15 protein-coding genes are annotated in these 16992 nt (G+C 72.7%); 10 read left to right on the top strand and 5 right to left on the bottom strand.

Annotated features, from left to right (window positions below):
• The first annotated feature begins 4 nt into the window (after positions 1-4).
• The 4 genes from OG332_RS19225 to OG332_RS19210 all read left to right on the top strand — a co-directional run bounded on the left by OG332_RS19225 (position 5) and on the right by OG332_RS19210 (position 4639).
• Positions 5-1936 carry an acetyl/propionyl/methylcrotonyl-CoA carboxylase subunit alpha gene (locus tag OG332_RS19225; protein ID WP_327414646.1) on the top strand — a complete coding sequence of 644 codons (1932 nt, stop codon included), beginning with the start codon at positions 5-7 and terminating at the stop codon, positions 1934-1936.
• Positions 1933-3102: an acyl-CoA dehydrogenase family protein gene (locus tag OG332_RS19220; RefSeq protein WP_327414645.1), complete on the top strand. Its 1170-nt coding sequence runs from the start codon at positions 1933-1935 to the stop codon at positions 3100-3102. Before OG332_RS19225 ends, OG332_RS19220 begins: the two co-directional genes overlap by 4 nt.
• 215 nt (positions 3103-3317) lie before the next feature.
• Positions 3318-4055: an enoyl-CoA hydratase family protein gene (locus OG332_RS19215; RefSeq protein WP_327414644.1), complete on the top strand. Its 738-nt coding sequence runs from the start codon at positions 3318-3320 to the stop codon at positions 4053-4055.
• The gene (locus tag OG332_RS19210) at positions 4043-4639 is read left to right on the top strand and encodes a TetR/AcrR family transcriptional regulator (protein ID WP_327414643.1); all 597 of its coding nucleotides are present in this window, start codon (positions 4043-4045) and stop codon (positions 4637-4639) included. Before OG332_RS19215 ends, OG332_RS19210 begins: the two co-directional genes overlap by 13 nt.
• A 91-nt stretch (positions 4640-4730) precedes the next feature.
• Here OG332_RS19210 and OG332_RS19205 read toward each other — a convergent pair whose 3' ends face one another.
• The gene (locus tag OG332_RS19205; protein WP_327414642.1) at positions 4731-5837 is read right to left on the bottom strand and encodes a citrate synthase 2; all 1107 of its coding nucleotides are present in this window, start codon (positions 5835-5837) and stop codon (positions 4731-4733) included.
• A 200-nt stretch (positions 5838-6037) separates the two neighbouring features.
• Between OG332_RS19205 and pdxH the strand changes: the two genes are divergently transcribed.
• From pdxH to OG332_RS19185, 4 genes are all read left to right on the top strand, one after another.
• Complete coding sequence (gene pdxH / locus OG332_RS19200) at positions 6038-6700, top strand: pyridoxamine 5'-phosphate oxidase (protein WP_327414641.1); 663 nt, start codon at positions 6038-6040, stop codon at positions 6698-6700.
• A 360-nt stretch (positions 6701-7060) separates the two neighbouring features.
• Positions 7061-8224: an IS701 family transposase gene (locus OG332_RS19195; RefSeq protein ID WP_327419298.1), complete on the top strand. Its 1164-nt coding sequence runs from the start codon at positions 7061-7063 to the stop codon at positions 8222-8224.
• 234 nt (positions 8225-8458) lie between these two features.
• Positions 8459-9085: a PH domain-containing protein gene (locus OG332_RS19190; RefSeq protein ID WP_327414640.1), complete on the top strand. Its 627-nt coding sequence runs from the start codon at positions 8459-8461 to the stop codon at positions 9083-9085.
• A 104-nt stretch (positions 9086-9189) separates the two neighbouring features.
• The gene (locus OG332_RS19185) at positions 9190-10506 is read left to right on the top strand and encodes a PAS domain-containing protein (RefSeq protein ID WP_327414639.1); all 1317 of its coding nucleotides are present in this window, start codon (positions 9190-9192) and stop codon (positions 10504-10506) included.
• Here OG332_RS19185 and OG332_RS19180 read toward each other — a convergent pair.
• Together OG332_RS19180 and OG332_RS19175 are read right to left on the bottom strand one after the other, a co-directional pair.
• Positions 10503-11021: a serine hydrolase gene (locus tag OG332_RS19180; RefSeq protein WP_327414638.1), complete on the bottom strand. Its 519-nt coding sequence runs from the start codon at positions 11019-11021 to the stop codon at positions 10503-10505. The two genes, OG332_RS19185 and OG332_RS19180, sit on opposite strands and share 4 nt — an antisense overlap.
• A 115-nt stretch (positions 11022-11136) precedes the next feature.
• Positions 11137-11892, bottom strand: a complete 756-nt coding sequence (locus OG332_RS19175; RefSeq protein WP_327414637.1) for an SIS domain-containing protein — start codon at positions 11890-11892, stop codon at positions 11137-11139.
• Positions 11893-12083: 191 nt separating this feature from the next.
• Between OG332_RS19175 and OG332_RS19170 the strand changes: the two genes are divergently transcribed.
• Entirely contained in the window at positions 12084-12776 is a 693-nt protein-coding gene (locus OG332_RS19170; RefSeq protein WP_327414636.1) for a metal-dependent transcriptional regulator, read from the top strand.
• Between the two features lie 352 nt (positions 12777-13128).
• Positions 13129-14004, top strand: a complete 876-nt coding sequence (locus OG332_RS19165; protein ID WP_327414635.1) for an alpha/beta fold hydrolase — start codon at positions 13129-13131, stop codon at positions 14002-14004.
• 343 nt (positions 14005-14347) lie between these two features.
• On the opposite strand, the gene OG332_RS19160 is transcribed toward OG332_RS19165, so the two are convergent.
• Both OG332_RS19160 and OG332_RS19155 read right to left on the bottom strand, forming a co-directional pair.
• Positions 14348-16042: a transporter gene (locus OG332_RS19160; RefSeq protein ID WP_327414634.1), complete on the bottom strand. Its 1695-nt coding sequence runs from the start codon at positions 16040-16042 to the stop codon at positions 14348-14350.
• Entirely contained in the window at positions 16039-16881 is an 843-nt protein-coding gene (locus tag OG332_RS19155; RefSeq protein WP_442816177.1) for an ABC transporter ATP-binding protein, read from the bottom strand. Before OG332_RS19155 ends, OG332_RS19160 begins: the two co-directional genes overlap by 4 nt.
• Positions 16882-16992 lie beyond the last annotated feature (111 nt).

Raw genomic sequence — 16992 nt, 5'->3', positions numbered from 1 at the left:
GCACATGACCCAGCCGATCAGCTCCCTGCTCGTCGCCAACCGCGGCGAGATCGCCGTACGGATCTTCCGCACCGCCCGAGCCCTGGGCCTGTCCACCGTCGCCGTCCACTCCGACCCGGACGCCGACGCCCTGCACGTGCGCGACGCCGACGCGGCCGTACGCCTGCCCGGCGCGGCCCCCGCTGACACCTACCTGCGCGGCGACCTGATCATCAAGGCCGCCCTCGCCGCCGGCGCCGACGCCGTCCACCCCGGCTACGGCTTCCTCTCCGAGAACGCCGGCTTCGCCCGCGAGGTCCAGGACTCCGGCCTGACCTGGATCGGCCCGCCGCCCGAGGCCATCGAGGCCATGGCCTCCAAAACCCGGGCCAAGGACCTGATGCGCGCCGCCGGGGTCCCGCTCCTCGACCCCGTCGACCCGGCCGCCGCCACCCCCGCGGACCTGCCCCTGCTCCTGAAGGCCGCGGCCGGCGGCGGCGGACGCGGGATGCGCGTGGTCCGCGACCTCGGCAGCCTCAAGGAGGCCCTCGACGGGGCCTGCGCCGAGGCCCGCTCGGCCTTCGGCGACGGCGAGGTCTTCGCCGAGCCCTACATCGAGCGCGGCCGCCACGTCGAGGTGCAGATCCTCGCCGACGCCCACGGCACCGTCTGGGCGCTCGGCACCCGCGACTGCTCGCTCCAGCGCCGCCACCAGAAGGTCATCGAGGAGGCCCCGGCGCCCGGCCTGCCGCAAGCCCTGCGCGAGAAGCTCCACTCGGCCGCCGTCGCCGCCGCCCGCGCCGTCTCCTACCGGGGCGCCGGCACCGTCGAGTTCCTGGTCACCGCCGACGGACGCCCGTACTTCCTGGAGATGAACACCCGCCTCCAGGTCGAACACCCCGTCACCGAAGCCGTCTTCGGCCTCGACCTCGTCGCCCTCCAGCTGCGCGTCGCCGAGGGCGAGGCCCTGCCCCCGTCGCCGCCGGAGCCCACCGGCCACGCCGTCGAGGCCCGCCTCTACGCCGAGGACCCGGCCCAGGACTGGCGTCCGCAGACCGGCGCCCTGCACACCCTCGCCGTCCCCGGCGACGTCCGCGTGGACACCGGATTCACCGACGGGGACACGGTCGGCATCCACTACGACCCCATGCTCGCCAAGGTCATCGCCCACGCCCCCACCCGCGCCGAGGCCGTACGGGCCCTCGCCCACGCCCTCGCCGGAGCCCGCATCCACGGGCTCACCACCAACCGAGAACTCCTCGTACGGTCCCTGCGCCACCCGGAGTTCACCGCCGGGCAGCTCGACACCGGCTTCTACGAGCGCCACCTCGACGCCCTCACCCAGGGGGCACCGGACGCCACGCATGCGGCCCTCGCCGGCGCCCTCGCCGAGGCGGCTCCCGCCCCGGACGCCCCGCTCGCCGCCCGCCTCGGCGGCTGGCGCAACGTCCGCTCCCAGCCGCAGATCCGCCGCTACGCGGTGGCCGGTGCCGAGTACGAGGTCCGCTACCAGGCCGGCCGGCTCGTCGACCACCCCGGTATCCGGGTCCTGGCCGCCACCCCCGCCCTCGTCACCCTCGAAATCGAGGGAATCCGGCGGGTGTTCCACGTGAAACGCGATGCGAACAGGGACGACGCGACCGAGATCTACGTGGATTCCGTACTCGGTGCCCACACCCTCACCCCCGTCCCCCGCTTCCCCGACCCCCAGGACCGGACCGAACCGGGCTCCCTGCTGGCCCCCATGCCCGGCACCGTCGTCCGCATCGCCGAGGGCCTCGCCCCCGGCAGCCCCGTCACCGCCGGGCAGCCCCTGCTCTGGCTGGAGGCCATGAAGATGGAGCACCGCATCCTCGCTCCCGCCTCCGGCACGCTCACCGCGCTCCACGCCGTCACCGGCCAACAGGTCGAATTCGGTGCCCTGCTCGCCGTAGTCCAGGAGGAAACGCTGTCATGAGCTCCGCCACCAGCACCGTCGAGACCGAAGAGCACCAGGCCCTGCGCACGGCGGTCGCCGCTCTCGGGCAGCGCTACGGCCGCGAGTACCTCGCCCGCGTCGCCCGCGAAGGCGGCCACCCCGACGAGTTGTGGGCCGACGCCGCGAAGCTCGGCTACCTCGGGGTCAACCTGCCCGAGGAGTACGGCGGCGGAGGCGGCGGCATCGCCGAACTGTCCATCGTCCTGGAGGAACTGGGCGCGGCGGGCTGCCCGCTCCTGATGATGGTCGTCTCGCCCGCCATCTGCGGCACGGTCATCTCCCGCTTCGGCACCGAGGCCCAGAAGCAGGCCTGGCTCCCGGGCCTCGCCGACGGCAGCCGCACCATGGCCTTCGGCATCACCGAACCCGACGCCGGCTCCAACTCCCACCGGATCACCACCACGGCCCGCCGCGACGGCGACGACTGGATCCTCACCGGCCGCAAGGTCTTCATCTCCGGCGTCGACATCGCCGACGCCACCCTGATCGTCGGCCGCACGGAAGACGCCCGGACCGGCAGCCTCAAGCCCTGCCTGTTCATCGTCCCCCGCGACGCCCCCGGTTTCTCCCGCTCCGTCATCGACATGGAACTCCAGGCCGCGGAGAAGCAGTTCGAGCTCGTCCTCGACGAGGTACGGCTGCCCGCCGACGCGCTCGTCGGCGACGAGGACGCGGGCCTGCTCCAGCTGTTCGCCGGACTCAACCCCGAGCGGATCATGACCGCCGCCTTCGCCATCGGGATGGGCCGCTACGCCCTCGCCAAGGCCGTGGACTACGCGAAGACCCGGCAGGTGTGGAAGGAGCCCATCGGCGCGCACCAGGCCGTGGCCCACCCGCTGGCCGCCGCGCACATCGAGCTCGAACTGGCCCGCCTGATGATGCAGAAGGCTGCCCGCCTGTACGACGCGGGGGACGACATGGGGGCGGGGGAGGCGGCGAACATGGCGAAGTACGCGGCGGGGGAGGCCTGCGTCCGCGCGGTGGACCAGTCCGTCCACACCCTCGGCGGCAACGGCCTCACCCGCGAGTACGGGCTCGGCTCCCTCATCACCGCCTCCCGCGTGGCCCGGATCGCCCCGGTCAGCCGCGAGATGATCCTCAACTTCGTCTCCCACCAGACCCTGGGCCTCCCCAAGTCCTACTGACCGCACCCGCCGCGCGGGGCCCTCCCCGCCCCACCCTTCCACCGTTCCCCGGGCCCCGCCCGGACCCGCGCCTCGATCGCCGGCCACGTCCAGCCTCGCCGGCGTCTGAGGCGCGGGGTCTGGGGCGGAGCCCCAGGAAGCCGAGCCGCAGGCGGCCCGCTTACCCTCCCCTGGGAGGATCCCGCCCTCACCCGCACACCCCCTCCGGAGGAGACATGGCCCCACTCGTGCCCGTCACAACGGCGGCCGGAGTCACCACCCTCACCCTCGACTCCCCGGCCAACCGCAACGCCCTCTCCGCAGAGCTCGTCGCCGCGACCCGCGCCGCCCTCGCCGCCGCCGGGGCGGACCCAGGGGTCCGGGCCCTGGTCCTCACCCACACCGGCAACACCTTCTGCTCCGGGGCCGACCTCAAGTCCCCCAGCGCCCCCGCCGACTTCCTGGCCCTGCTCCGCGAGATCGCCGAGCTGCCCAAGCCCGTGCTCGCCCGCGTGACCGGCCACGTCCGGGCCGGCGGTCTCGGGCTGCTCGGCGTCTGCGACATCGCCGCCGCCGGGCCGAAGTCCACGTACGCCTTCACCGAGACCCACCTCGGCCTCGCCCCCGCGGTGATCTCCATGCCGCTGCTCCCGCGCCTGGACCCGCGCGCCGCCGCCCGCTACTTCCTCACCGCCGAGGCCTTCGACGCCGCCGAGGCCGCCCGGATCGGGCTGCTCACCCTGCACGCCGAGGACGTGGACGAGGCCCTGGAGCCCGTACTCGCCGGCCTGCGCAAGGCCTCCCCGCAGGGCCTGGCCGCGACCAAGGCGCTGACCGCCGCCGCCGTGCGCGAGGCACTGCAGCGCGACGGCGCCCGTCTGACGGAGCTGTCGGGGGAGCTGTTCGCGTCCGCCGAGGCCCGTGAGGGCATCACCGCCCGCTTCGAGCGCCGGGAACCGTCATGGGCACTGTGACCGGCGCGGCCGGCCCCAAGCAGGCGCGCAGCCGCGTCACCCGCCGCCACCTGCTGGAGGCGGCCGTGTCCTGTCTGGCGGAACACGGCTGGGCCGGTTCCACCGTCTCCGTCGTCGCCGAACGGGCCGGCGTCTCGCGCGGCGCCGCCCAGCACCACTTCCCGACCCGCGAGGACCTGTTCACCGCGGCCGTCGAGTACGTCGCAGAGGAGCGGTCCACGGCCCTGCGCGACCTGTTCCACGCGGGCCCGGCCGCCCGCCCCGTCGTGGTGGAGGCGCTGGTGGACCTGTATACGGGCACCCTGTTCCGGGCCGCGCTCCAGCTGTGGGTCGCCGCCTCCAACGAGGAGCAGCTGCGCCCCCGGGTCACCGAACTGGAGGCCCGGGTCGGCCGCGAGACCCACCGCATCGCCGTGGAGCTGCTGGGCGCCGACGAGTCCGCGCCGGGCGTACGGGAGACGGTGCAGGGGCTCCTCGACATGGCCCGCGGCCTGGGCCTGGCCAACGTCCTCACCGACGACACGGCCCGCCGGGCCCGCGTGGTGGCCCAGTGGGCCCGCATCCTCGACGCCGCCCTGGCCTGAGGGCCCCGGCCGGGGAGAGGGCGGGGGGAAACGACGGGGCGCCGCATCCCCGTATCGGGATACGGCGCCCAGCGGTTGCCCGTTGACGCGTTTACGCGGTCGCGGCGATGTCCTCGTAGCCCTCGATCTCCTGCGGGTTGCGCCGGCCCGGGCCCGTGTAGCGGGCCGACGGCCGCACCAGGCGGCCCGTGCGCTTCTGCTCCAGGATGTGCGCCGACCAGCCGGCGGTGCGGGCGCAGCTGAACATGGAGGTGAACATGTGCGCCGGGACCTCCGCGAAGTCCAGCATGATCGCGGCCCAGAACTCCACGTTGGTGGCCAGCACCCGGTCGGGACGGCGCGCGTGCAGTTCCTCCAGCGCGGCCTTCTCCAGCGCGGCGGCCACCTCGTAGCGCGGCGCGTCGAGTTCCTTGGCGGTGCGGCGCAGCACGCGGGCCCGCGGGTCCTCGGCGCGGTAGACGCGGTGTCCGAAGCCCATCAGCCGCTCGCCCTTGTCCAGGGCCTTCTTCACGTACGCCACGGCGTCGCCGGTGCGCTCGATCTCCTCGATCATGCCGAGCACGCGGGAGGGCGCGCCGCCGTGCAGCGGTCCGGACATGGCGCCCACGGCGCCGGAGAGCGCGGCGGCGACGTCCGCGCCGGTCGACGCGATCACGCGCGCGGTGAAGGTGGAGGCGTTCATGCCGTGCTCGGCGGCCGAGGTCCAGTACGCGTCGACGGCCTTGACGTGCCGCGGGTCCGGCTCGCCCCGCCAGCGGATCATGAACCGCTCGACCACGGACTCGGCCTTGTCGATCTCCCGCTGCGGCACCATCGGCAGGCCCTGGCCGCGGGCGGACTGGGCGACGTACGACAGCGCCATCACGGCCGCGCGCGCCAGGTCGTCGCGGGCGGTCTGCTCGTCGATGTCCAGCAGCGGCTTCAGGCCCCACACGGGGGCGAGCATCGCGAGCGCGGACTGCACGTCGACGCGGATGTCACCGGAGTGGACCGGGATGGGGAAGGGCTCGGCCGCGGGCAGGCCGGGGTTGAAGGCACCGTCGACCAGGAGGCCCCAGACGTTCCCGAAGGAGACGTGCCCGACGAGATCCTCGATGTCGACCCCGCGGTAGCGGAGGGAACCGCCTTCCTTATCCGGTTCGGCGATCTCGGTCTCGAACGCGACGACCCCTTCGAGCCCGGGTACGAAGTCGGACATCAGGCGGCTCCTCAGATAGTGCGAACACGCGCGGCTCCCGGCGTGACTCGCGGTCCGGCGCGGTCATCCCCGTTGATGCCCGGCACGGCCGTTGGTCACCCGCGTGGGGACCTTCGGACCGGCCCCAAGATTTTGGCCGCTCCGCCTCGACTGCGGAAGCGTGACATACGGCACACCGCCGACGGCCCGGCTGCGGCAGGATGGCCAGCGTGACCGACCAGGACATTGACCCCGCCATGATGCGCAAGCAGTACCGCTCGGAAATCGTCCTCGAGGAGACCCTCGCCGAGCATCCGATGGACCAGTTCGCCCTGTGGTTCCAGCAGGCCGCGGACTCGCACCTCTTCGAACCGAACGCCATGGTCGTCTCGACGGCCACCGCCGACGGCCGGCCCAGCTCGCGCACGGTGCTGATGAAGCAGTTCGACGGGCGCGGCTTCGTCTTCTTCACCAACTACGCCTCCCGCAAGGGCCGCGAACTCGCCGAGAACCCGCACGCCGCCCTGCTCTTCCCCTGGCACCCCATCTCACGCCAGGTGATCGTCACCGGCACCGCGTCCCGCATCGGCCGCGACGAGACGGCGGCGTACTTCCGCTCCCGCCCGCACGGCTCCCAGCTGGGCGCCTGGGCGAGCGAACAGTCGAGCGTGATCGGCTCCCGCGCGGAACTGGACCGCCGCTACGCCGAGCTCGACGCCCGCTACCCGGAGGGCGAGCAGGTCCCGGTCCCGCCGGAATGGGGAGGCCTGCGCGTGGTCCCCGAAGAGGTGGAGTTCTGGCAGGGCCACGAGAACCGCCTGCACGACCGGCTGCGCTACGTCCTGGACGCGGGCAAGTGGCGCGTCGAGCGGCTCTGTCCGTAGCCGTGCGGGGCCGGGCGGTTGCCCTGGCCCCGCCCCGAGCGGGAGCGGCGAACGCAGGCGACCCGCGGGCTCGGGTCTCTCCCCTGCAGTGGGAGAAGCCGGCCGGACGTACCGGCGAGCCCGCGGGTCGGGTGACTGCTGTGGATTGGCGCCTGGCGATCCCGCCGGGCACCGCACTGGGTGCGTGCGACGACGGGCGCTTAGCCCGCAGCCACCTCACGCGTCCGGTTTCCGTACATTGCGGCAACCACCTCCCTTCTCGTGTACGTCCGAGCCTAGTACTGCAACCGCATGTGGCGTGACGGTCGGTGAGGTTGCTCGTTGTTGTGACTGTGTGATGAATCGCTGACGGTTGAGCAGATCGAGTCGTGGTCCGAGGGTGTAGCGGGGTTGCATGCCCGGTTCGGGCATCGTTTTGGCAGGTCGGAGCCACGTGATCGGGCTCTGGACTACATGACGGGCCTGCTTGCGCCGCTAGAGAAGAAGAACGGGTGGACGCTGGCCGAGCAGGTCGGCCAGCTCCGCCCGGACGGTGTGCAACGCCTGCTCAACCACTCCGAATGGGACGAGAACGCGGTCCGCGACGATGTCCGGGACTTCGTCGTGGAGACCATCGGCGCCAAGGATGGCGTGCTCATCGGGGACGACACCGGGTTCCTGAAGAAGGGCACCAGGTCAGCAGGGGTCCAGCGGCAGTATTCCGGCACCGCTGGCCGCACCGAGAACTGCCAGATCGGCACCTTCCTCGCCTACGCATCCGCCAAAGGGCGGGCGCTGATCGACCGGGAACTCTACGTCCCGAAGTCCTGGACGGACGACCGCGACCGCTGCCGGGCAGCCGGGATCGACGACACCGTGCCGTTCGCCACGAAGATCGAGCACCTCAAGTGGATGCTGCAACGCGCCATCGACGCGGCTGTTCCCTTCGCCTGGGTGACCGCGGACGAGGCATACGGGCAGGTCAAGCACTTCCGCGCCTGGCTGGAAGAACGCCAGGCCGCGTATGTGCTGGCCACCAAGGTCAACGACACCGTGATCACCGCCGACGGCCGGGACGCCCGCGTCGACGAGCTGATCGCGGCCCTGCCGAAGCAGGCATGGAAGCGGATCTCCGCCGGAGCAGGCGCCCACGGCCAGCGGATCTACCACTGGGCCCGCGTCGCGATCCGGCCCGCCGGGGAGGGCGGATCCGGGCACTGGGTGCTCGCCCGCCGCAACCTGTCCGACCCCACCGACATCGCCTACTACGTCTGCTACGGCCCCGTCACTTCCCGGCTGAAAGACCTGGTCAGGACCGCCGGAGCCAGGTGGGCGGTGGAGGAATGCTTCCAGACCGCGAAGGGTGAATGCGGGCTCGATCACTACCAGGTGCGGCTCTACCGGGCCTGGTACCGGCACATCACCCTGGCCATGGCCGTCCTGGCCTACCTCACGGCCATCCGTGCCGCAGAAGCCGCAAAAGGGGCAGCGGAGATGACGAGCAAGACCTCATACCCCTCAGCGTCCCGGAGATCCGCCGGATGATCGGGCACGTCGTCGTCACGCCCCGCTGCCACAGCAACGAGCACCGTCTGCACTGGTCACGCTTCCGGCGCCGCAGCCAGGCCCGAGCCCGCCGCTGCCATTACCAACGCCGAGGCCACGACCCACACATGCGGTTGCAGTACTAGGCAGGCGTCGCGGCAGCCACAACCGTTTATTTCCCCGCCGCGGCGGGAGAGGGTGGCGCCTGTACGGAGCAAGATCCAAGGGGGAGACATGTCGGAAGTGATGCGGCCGCGCGAGTACCGGGTGGGACCGCGGGACTGGCGTTTTCACGCCGTGATCATCGTTGGGGCGGGGGCCCTCTGCCTGAAGCTCCAGGACGCGCCCTGGTCCGGTGAGGTCAAGGTGCTGCTCACCAGCCTGGCCGTGCTCCTCACCGCACTCGGCGTGTACAGCCTGACGGGCAGATTCACCACCGTCGACGATCAGGGCATCACCACGGGCAGCTGGTGCCGCGTGCGCCGGCTCCCCTGGGACGGTATCCACGACATCCGCACTGTTGCCGTGCCCGAGATCCTCTCCGGACCCAGGACCCTCACGTACGCCTATCGATCCGACGGCCGGCGCGTCCTCCTGAGGTGCGTGGACGACGAGGAGCTGCCGGTCCTCGACCTGGAAGTCGCCGTGCTTCGGTCCCTCCTGCGGGAGCGGCGCCCGGCCGACTGGGCGCCGGACCCGCGGGCGGAGCCGTACATCGCGCGCCAGACGGCGCGGACGGACCGGACGGATCGTTTCGCCCTGTGGCTGACGGGGTGGCGGGGGGTCGTCGTGGCCGTCGCCCTCGTCGTCCCCGTCGGGACGGGGTTCATCGGCTACCACATCCTCTTCGGCGGCTCCTGACCGGATTTCCCGCACCCAATCCGCGGAAAGCAGTGTGGGCTGCGTCACGTTCCAGTTGAATGATCCGACGTGCCGCACACGCGAACACCTGCTGGGGGTGCCAGGTGACTGCTTCCGGACGTAACGAGACCGCAGGCGATCTGCTCGCAGCGCTGCTGGACGGGATGGACGCCGCCTTGTGCGCGTTCGACGCCGACGGCGTGATCACCCACTGGAACCGCGAGGCCGAGCGGATCCTCGGCTGGTCCGCCGGCGAGGCCGTGGGGCGCAAGGGGTTCGAGGGGTGGGCAGTGCGGGCCGCCGACGCGCACGACGTGCAGGACAGACTCATGGCCGCCCAGCACGTGCCCGGCCGGCAGGTGCACGAGTTCGCGCTGCTGACCAAGGACGGCGGGCGCGTCCTCGTACGGACGCAGTCCGCCGGGGTGCCGGGCGCGGACGGAAAACCCGCCGGGGTGTACTGCGCCTTCAGCGAGGTGCACGCGCAGATCGACCTGGAGCGGTCCATCGCGCTGAGCGAGGCCCTGATGGAGGACGCCTCGTGGGGCGTCGTCCTCGTCGACGTCGACCTGAGGCCCGCCGTGGTCAACGCGCACGCCGCGCGCGCCTTCGGGACCGGCCGCACCGCCCTGCTCGGGCGCCCGCTCGGGGAGCTGTTGACCCAGGGCGTGGAGGAGCTCGAGGGCGCACTCCAGCACGTGCTCGCCGAGGGAGCGCCGCCCGCGCCGGTGGAGATGTGGGTGTCGGTGCGGACCGCCGAGGGGGTGCGGCGCAGGTGCTGGCGGTGCGGGTTCCTGCGGCTGGCCTCGCCGCTCGCGGAGGAGCCGGTGCCGCTGGGCGTCGGCTGGCTGTTCCAGGACGTCACCCAGGCCCGGCAGGAGCAGCTGGACACCGCGCAGCTGCGGTTCCGGTCGCACCAGCTCCACCGTGCGGGGCGGGCCGCAGCCGAGTGCGAGGACCCGGCCGAGGCGGCCGCCGTACGCCTGGACTTCGCCCTGGCCGGTTTCGCCGAGCACGCACTGCTGGATGTACTGGATCCCGCGGCCGACCCCGAGCGGCGAAGGCTCGTACGGACCGCGGCGTCCCCGCCGGTGCTGCCGGGGCCCGGGTCGATCCCGGTCCGGTACGCGGCCGGGCATCCGGCCCTCCAGGCCCTGGACCGGATCGGCTCGGTGCGCACCAGCGCCCCGCGCGGCGAGGCGGACGCGGAGTGGGCGCGGGCCCGCCAGTGGCCCGAGGGCGCGGCGCACGTGCTGTGCACGGTGCTGCGCAGCCGGGGGCGGACCCTGGGGGCGCTGACGTTCCTGCGCGGGCCCACGCGGGTGGCCTTCGAGCGCGCGGACGCGGAGTACGCGGAGGAGGTCGCGGCTCGGGTGGCCGCCGATCTGGACCTGGCGGCGGGAGGGCACCCGCCGGGCTAGCGCTCGCCCTCGTTCCCGTTCCGGTTCTCGCCGGTCTGGGACGGGGAGGGCAGGGACCACAGGTGGTCCGTGGTGACGATCTGCGTGACGGCCCGGCCGATCGTGGTGCTGTACGAGCCGCCGCGGTCGACGTCGGAGTTGACCAGGACGACCAGCGTGGCCTTCTGCTGCGGCAGTTGGGCCGCGATGGTCTCGTAGCCGGGCAGCTCGCCGTTGTGCCCGAGCCGGCCGTTGACGTCGGCGATGCCGAGGCCGTACGAGATCCCGGGCACGCCGACCGGCCCGGTGCGCAGCCGCTGCGCCTGCGTGGCGGGGGTCAGCAGCCGGCCGTCCGCCAGCGCCGGGGCCCAGGTGTGCAGTTCGTCGAGGTCGGAGACGACGGCTCCGGCGGCCCAGGCCCAGGAGGGGTTCCAGTCGATGGCGTCGGTGACGGTGCTGCCGGGGGTGAAGGCCGGGTAGCCCTGCGCGTGCGGTTCGGGCAGGGCCGAGCCGGTGGGCAGGGAGGTACTGGTCAACTTCAGCGGCTCGGGGCGGGAGTGGCGGACATGCCCGGCCACCTCTGATGTGCGGGGCCCCGAGTTCCGTACCCGTTCATCGTAGGAACGGGACGCGGGCGCGGCGACCGCTCGGTCAGTGGCGGAAGAAGATCCGGTCGCCGTACTCCTGCATCACGCGGCCGTTCCACTCGTGGCCGCCGTCGACGTTGCCCGAGCGCAGCAGCGGTGGCTCCACCCCGCGGCCGGCGAGCTCGCCGGCCGCGGCCGCCATGACCGCCTGCATGATCGCGCTGGTCACGACGGTGGAGGCGGGGGCGAAGGGCGCGTCGATGCCGTCGATGCTGAGCTCGGCGTCCCCGACCGCGATCTTGCTGTCGAGGACGACGTCGCAGTGGTCCTTGAGGAAGCTGCCGGAGACGTGGCGCGACTTGGTCTCGGTCGCGTACGCCACCGAGGTCACGCCGATGACCTTGAGGCCGATGGCGCGGGCGTTCATGGCCATCTCGACGGGCAGGGCGTTGCGCCCGGAGAGGGAGATGATCACGAGGACGTCGCCGTCGGAGGCGGGGCTGCTGTCGAGGACGGCGCCGGCGAGGCCGTCGACCCGTTCCAGGGCGCTGCCCAGGGTCGCGGGCATGACGTCGATGCCGACGGTGCCGGGGACGGCGAGGAAGTTCATCAGGGCCATGCCGCCGGCCCGGTAGACCACGTCCTGGGCGGGCAGCGAGGAGTGTCCGGCGCCGAAGGCGAAGAGCCGGTTGCCGGAGGCGACGGCGTCGGCGATGAGGGAGCCGGCCTCCGCGATGTGCGGGGCCTCCTCGTCCCGCACCCGTTCCAGCAGACCGATGGCGGCGTCGAAGAACTGACCGGCCAGCTTGCTCTCGCTCATACGACGATGGCCCTTCCGGAGGTGGGGGTGCGTCCGTGTCCGCCGCTCACCGTGCGGTCTGGACCAAGGGCGTGTCAATACGAACGCCGTGAGATGTCCGGGACCGGTCTTGACCCCCGGCACGGGACGGTTGTCGGCCCGATGCGTCAGAATTGGGGGCAGGGCCAGCGCACGCAATCCGAGGGGCACGAATGTCCGGACTGATCGATACCACGGAGATGTATCTCCGCACCATCCTTGAGCTGGAGGAGGAAGGTGTGGTCCCCATGCGCGCCCGTATCGCCGAACGGCTGGACCAGAGCGGCCCGACGGTGAGCCAGACGGTGGCGCGGATGGAGCGGGACGGCCTGGTGGCCGTCGCCAGTGACCGGCACCTCGAGCTGACCGAGGAGGGGCGACGGCTGGCGACGCGCGTGATGCGCAAGCACCGGCTCGCGGAGTGCCTGCTCGTCGACGTCATCGGCCTGGAGTGGGAGCAGGTGCACGCCGAGGCCTGCCGCTGGGAGCACGTGATGAGCGAGGCGGTGGAACGGCGGGTGCTGGAGCTGCTGCGCCACCCGACCGAATCGCCGTACGGGAACCCGATCCCGGGGCTGGAGGAGCTGGGCGAGAAGGCCGAGGCGGACCCGTTCCTGGAGGACGGCATGGTCAGCCTGTCCGAGCTCGACCCGGGTGCGGAGGGCAAGACCGTCGTCGTGCGCCGGATCGGCGAGCCGATCCAGACGGACGCCCAGCTGATGTACACGCTCCGGCGGGCGGGCGTACAGCCCGGCTCGGTGGTGAGCGTGACGGAGTCCCCGGGGGGTGTGCTGGTCGGCAGTGGCGGCGAGGCGGCCGAGCTGGGCGCGGAGGTCGCCTCCCACGTCTTCGTGGCGAAGCGCTGACCTGGACGACCCGGACGACCTCCACGGCCTCGGCGCGGGCGATCGCGAGCGCCGGCGTCGATTCGTTGCCGGAGCGGACTCGGTTCGTTGGACTGGTGGGAAGTGGGCGGTCCCGGCGCCTTGCGGCGCCGGGACCGGTCCTCCCCTTTGTGACCCGGAGCCCCGAGCTCTCAAGGTCTCCCCTTCGGACCGTCTTCCCCGAGCGGCCCGCCTCCCTGTTGAAAGGATCTCCATCGGCAGCGGCGGCCAATCCTTGAGCAAGGTCACTCGAAAGAGCGGTGTTGTCGGCGAGAACCCTGTTTTCGAATACGGGTTCGATAGTCTGGCGGGGAGCGAAGGGGGTGCATCTGCGGTGGTACAGCGCATCGATGTGACAGGGGCCGGGGGTGTCCGCCTGGCCGCCTGGGAATTCCGCGAAACGGCCGCCGAGGCCGACCCCCGCCCCGGGGTGCTGTTATTGCACGGGCTGATGGGCCGCGCCTTCCACTGGTCCGGCACCGCCCGCTGGCTCCGTGAGCACCGTCGTGTGGTGGCCCTGGACCAGCGCGGGCACGGGCAGAGCGACCGCCCGCCCGGAGGCCCCGACGTCCACACCTCTTTTGGGCGCGAGGCCTTCGTGGCCGACGCCGAGGCCGTCGTCGAGCAGCTCGGCCTGGCCCCCGTGACCCTGATCGGCCACTCCATGGGCGCCCTCACCGCCTGGCAGCTCGCGGCCCGCCGCCCGGACCTGGTCGAAGCCCTCGTCATCTGCGACATGCGCGCCTCGGCCCTCGGCGCGGCCTCCCAGCAGGAATGGGAGGACTGGTTCCACCGCTGGCCCCTGCCCTTCCCCACCCAGGACGCGGCCCGCCGCTGGTTCGGCGAGGACGACCCCCGGGTGGAGCGCCCCGACCCGGGCCGCGGTGCCTTCTTCGCCGAGGTCATGCACGAGGCCCCGGACGGCTGGCGCCCCCTCTTCTCCCGCCGCCAGATGCTGACGGCCCGCGAGACCTGGGTCCACGACGCCCACTGGGAGGAGCTGGCCCAGGTGCGCTGCCCGACCCTCGTGGTCCGCGGCCTGGACGGCGAGCTGGGCCGGGCCGAGGCCCAGGAGATGGTCCGCGTCCTCCCGGCCGGCCAGTACGCGGAGATCCCCGACGCCGGCCACTACCTCCACTACGACCAGCCGACGGCCTGGCGCGCGGCCCTGGAGCCCTTCCTGGACGGCATCAAGGCCGAGGCGCCGTGACGGGCCTGCGGGAGGTGCGTCAAGTACCCGCCGCTCGGTGAGGTTCCGGCGGCGAGGGGCGTGCCGGCGGGGTGTCCCTGCGGGCGTGCCGGTGGGGCGCGTCAGTGGAGCGTGCCAGCGGTCTGTCAGCGGAGTGTCCGGGGGCTGTCGGCGGGCGACGCCATGGTGGCGACGTCACCAGGCAGGTCCCCAGCAACGAGCAACCCCCGATGAACGCCGTCGCCGTTCTGCAGATCCTGCTCGCCGCCCGGTGACCCCCGCCGCACCGCGCCGGACCCGCAGGCGCCGAAAGGGCCGGCCTCCGCTCCCTCTCGGGAGCGGAGGCCGGCCCTTTCGCTGTACGTCAGCCCTTGCTGACCGCCGACAGGATCTCCGGCAGCTTCCGCGCCACCGTCGGGGCCGCCAGCCGCAGGCCCGCCCAGGTGGCCAGCGCGCCCCAGGCCACGCCCACGGGGAGCACGATCCAGGAAACGTCCTGGTGGTCGGCCACGTTGAGCCAGATCGTCAGGGCGATCACCGGGGCGCAGACCACCGCCGAGGCCAGCATCCCGCCGAAGATGCCCGACCAGGCCAGCCCGGCCTGGCCCGGGGCGACGTTCTTGAAGGCGCCGTCCGACGGGATGGAGTACGGGAAGCGGGCCGAGGCCAGCGCCCCCGTGCACAGCATCGAACCCAGCAGGGCCAGCGCCAGGCCCGTGGCCGCCGGGAAGGCGCGCCAGTTGCCGACCAGCGCGGCCGTGACCACGGTGACGAGGACCGTGTACGGGACGGTGACGAGGGCCAGCGCGGCGGCGCGGGCGCGCAGCTCCACGTACGCGTCGCGCGTGCCGGAGATGGTCTGCGCGACCATCCAGAACGCCGAGGTGTCCTGCCCGAACTGGTTGTACATCTGGATGCCCAGCATGCCCGCGCCGAAGCAGGCGAGGTAGAGGGATCCGGTGCCCTGGAGGGCGTTGAAGACCGGGATGATCAGGCCGATCGCCAGGGCGGTCACCCAGGAGGCCTTGGTCTTCGGGTCGCGGACGGCGTAGCGCAGGGTGCGCTGCATGGCCGCGCCCGTCCGGCCTGCGGGCAGCAGGGACCAGACGCCGGCCGTGCGCCGCTCCTTCGGCGGCCGGGCGGCCGCGATGGTCGAGCCGTCCGGCGTGACCATCAGCTTGGTCAGGCTCCGCTCCCAGAACCACAGGAGGCCGGCCAGGGCGGCGAGGGTCAGGGCCAGCTGGGCGGCCGCCTCCCCGTACGCGCCCTCGCTCGCCGAGTCCACCATGCCGACGGCGGTCGCCGGAGGCAGCCACCGCACCACCGCCTCGACGGGCTCCAGCGTCGACAGGCCGCCCGCCTGGAACAGGTGCTGGCTGCCGAAGTTGACCAGCTGCCCGCCCACCGCGATCAGCAGACCGCTGAGCACGGCCAGGTCTCGCCCCTTGCGGCTGGTCAGCAGCCGCACGTTGGCCGTGGCCACCGCCCGTGCGAGGGCCACGCAGCCGAGCAGCAGGAGCGGCGCGGCCACCACCGCGGCCACCGCCCCGGCGGCGCCGCGCGCGACGGCCACCACCGAGCCGACCGCGAGGCACAGCGTGAACATCGGCCCGATGCCGACCAGCGAGGAGGCGAAGAGGGCCCGTACGAGGGGACGCGGGCGCAGCGGCAGCATGACCAGCCGGCTGGGGTCGAGCGTCTCGTCCCCGGTGGGGAAGAACAGCGGCATGAACGCCCAGGCGAGCGCCAGGATCGCGGCCAGCAGGACGACGACCGTGCCCGCGTGGGCGTTCCCGTGCAGCAGGGCCAGGCCGAGCGTGAGGAAGAAGCCGACGAGCAGGGCGAACGCGAGCGTCGAGAAGTAGGCGGCCTTGCGCTTCGACGAGCCCTTCAGGCCGTTGCGCAGGAGCGACAGCTTGAGGCGGACGAAGACCGGGGTCAGCGGGACCGACGCGACGGAGGTGACGGAAGCCGCCGACGAGGCGGCCGTGCCGACACCGGCACCGACGCCGCTACCGGCCCCGGCGGCACCCGTGGCGGGGGTGGCGGGCGAGCTCATCGCGCGACCGTCCCGGAGCCGCCGCCGAGCCACTCCAGCGAGTCCCCGGCCGCGTCGCGTCCCTGCGCGCCGACCAGTTCGAGGAAGGCAGCCTGGAGGGAGGGCGCGGAGCCCCGTACATCGGCCAGCGGGCCCGCGGCGCGGATCCGGCCGGCGGCCATCACGGCCACCCAGTCGCACAGCGACTCGACGAGCTCCATCACGTGGGAGGAGAAGACGACCGTGGCACCGGACGCGGTGTAACGTTCCAGCACCCCGCGGATGGTCTGCGCCGACACCGGGTCGACGCCCTCGAACGGCTCGTCCAGGAACAGCACTTCGGGGTTGTGCAGCAGTGCGGCCGCCAGGCCGATCTTCTTCCGCATGCCCGTCGAGTAGTCCACGACCAGCTTGTGCTGCGAACCCGCGAGGTCGAGGACCTCCAGCAGCTGCGTCGCCCGCTTGTCGGTCTCCTCGCCCGGCAGCCCGCGCATGCGGCCCATGTAGCCGAGCAGTTCGCGCCCCGACAGCCGCTCGAAGAGCCGCAGTCCCTCGGGCAGCACGCCGATCCGCGCCTTCACCTCGGTCGGGTCCGCCCACACGTCGTGCCCCGCCACGAAGACCCGCCCCATGTCCGGACGCAGCAGGCCGGTCACCATCGACAAGGTCGTCGTCTTGCCCGCGCCGTTCGGGCCCACCAGGCCGATGAACTGGCCCGCGGGCAGCTCCAAGTCGATCCCGGCGACGGCCACCTGCTCGCCGAAGCGCTTCCACAGACCTTCCACCCGCACGGCGGACGGCGCGGTCACCGCGCCACCCGTCCCGTACGTTCCACCCATCGCATCGCCCTGGTCCGGCATGCGCCTGCCTCTCGTGCGTCCCCGTTGGTCGTTCCTTCCTCACCATAGGAGGAGGGGGAGAGGCCCGAGCAGTTACTTATGTCATGAGTTTCAGCATGATCTAGCGAGGAA

Source organism: Streptomyces sp. NBC_01233, from assembly GCF_035989305.1.
GTDB lineage: Bacteria > Actinomycetota > Actinomycetes > Streptomycetales > Streptomycetaceae > Streptomyces.
Note: the sequence above shows the minus strand (reverse complement) of the source record. Positions and strands in the feature narration are given on the sequence as shown.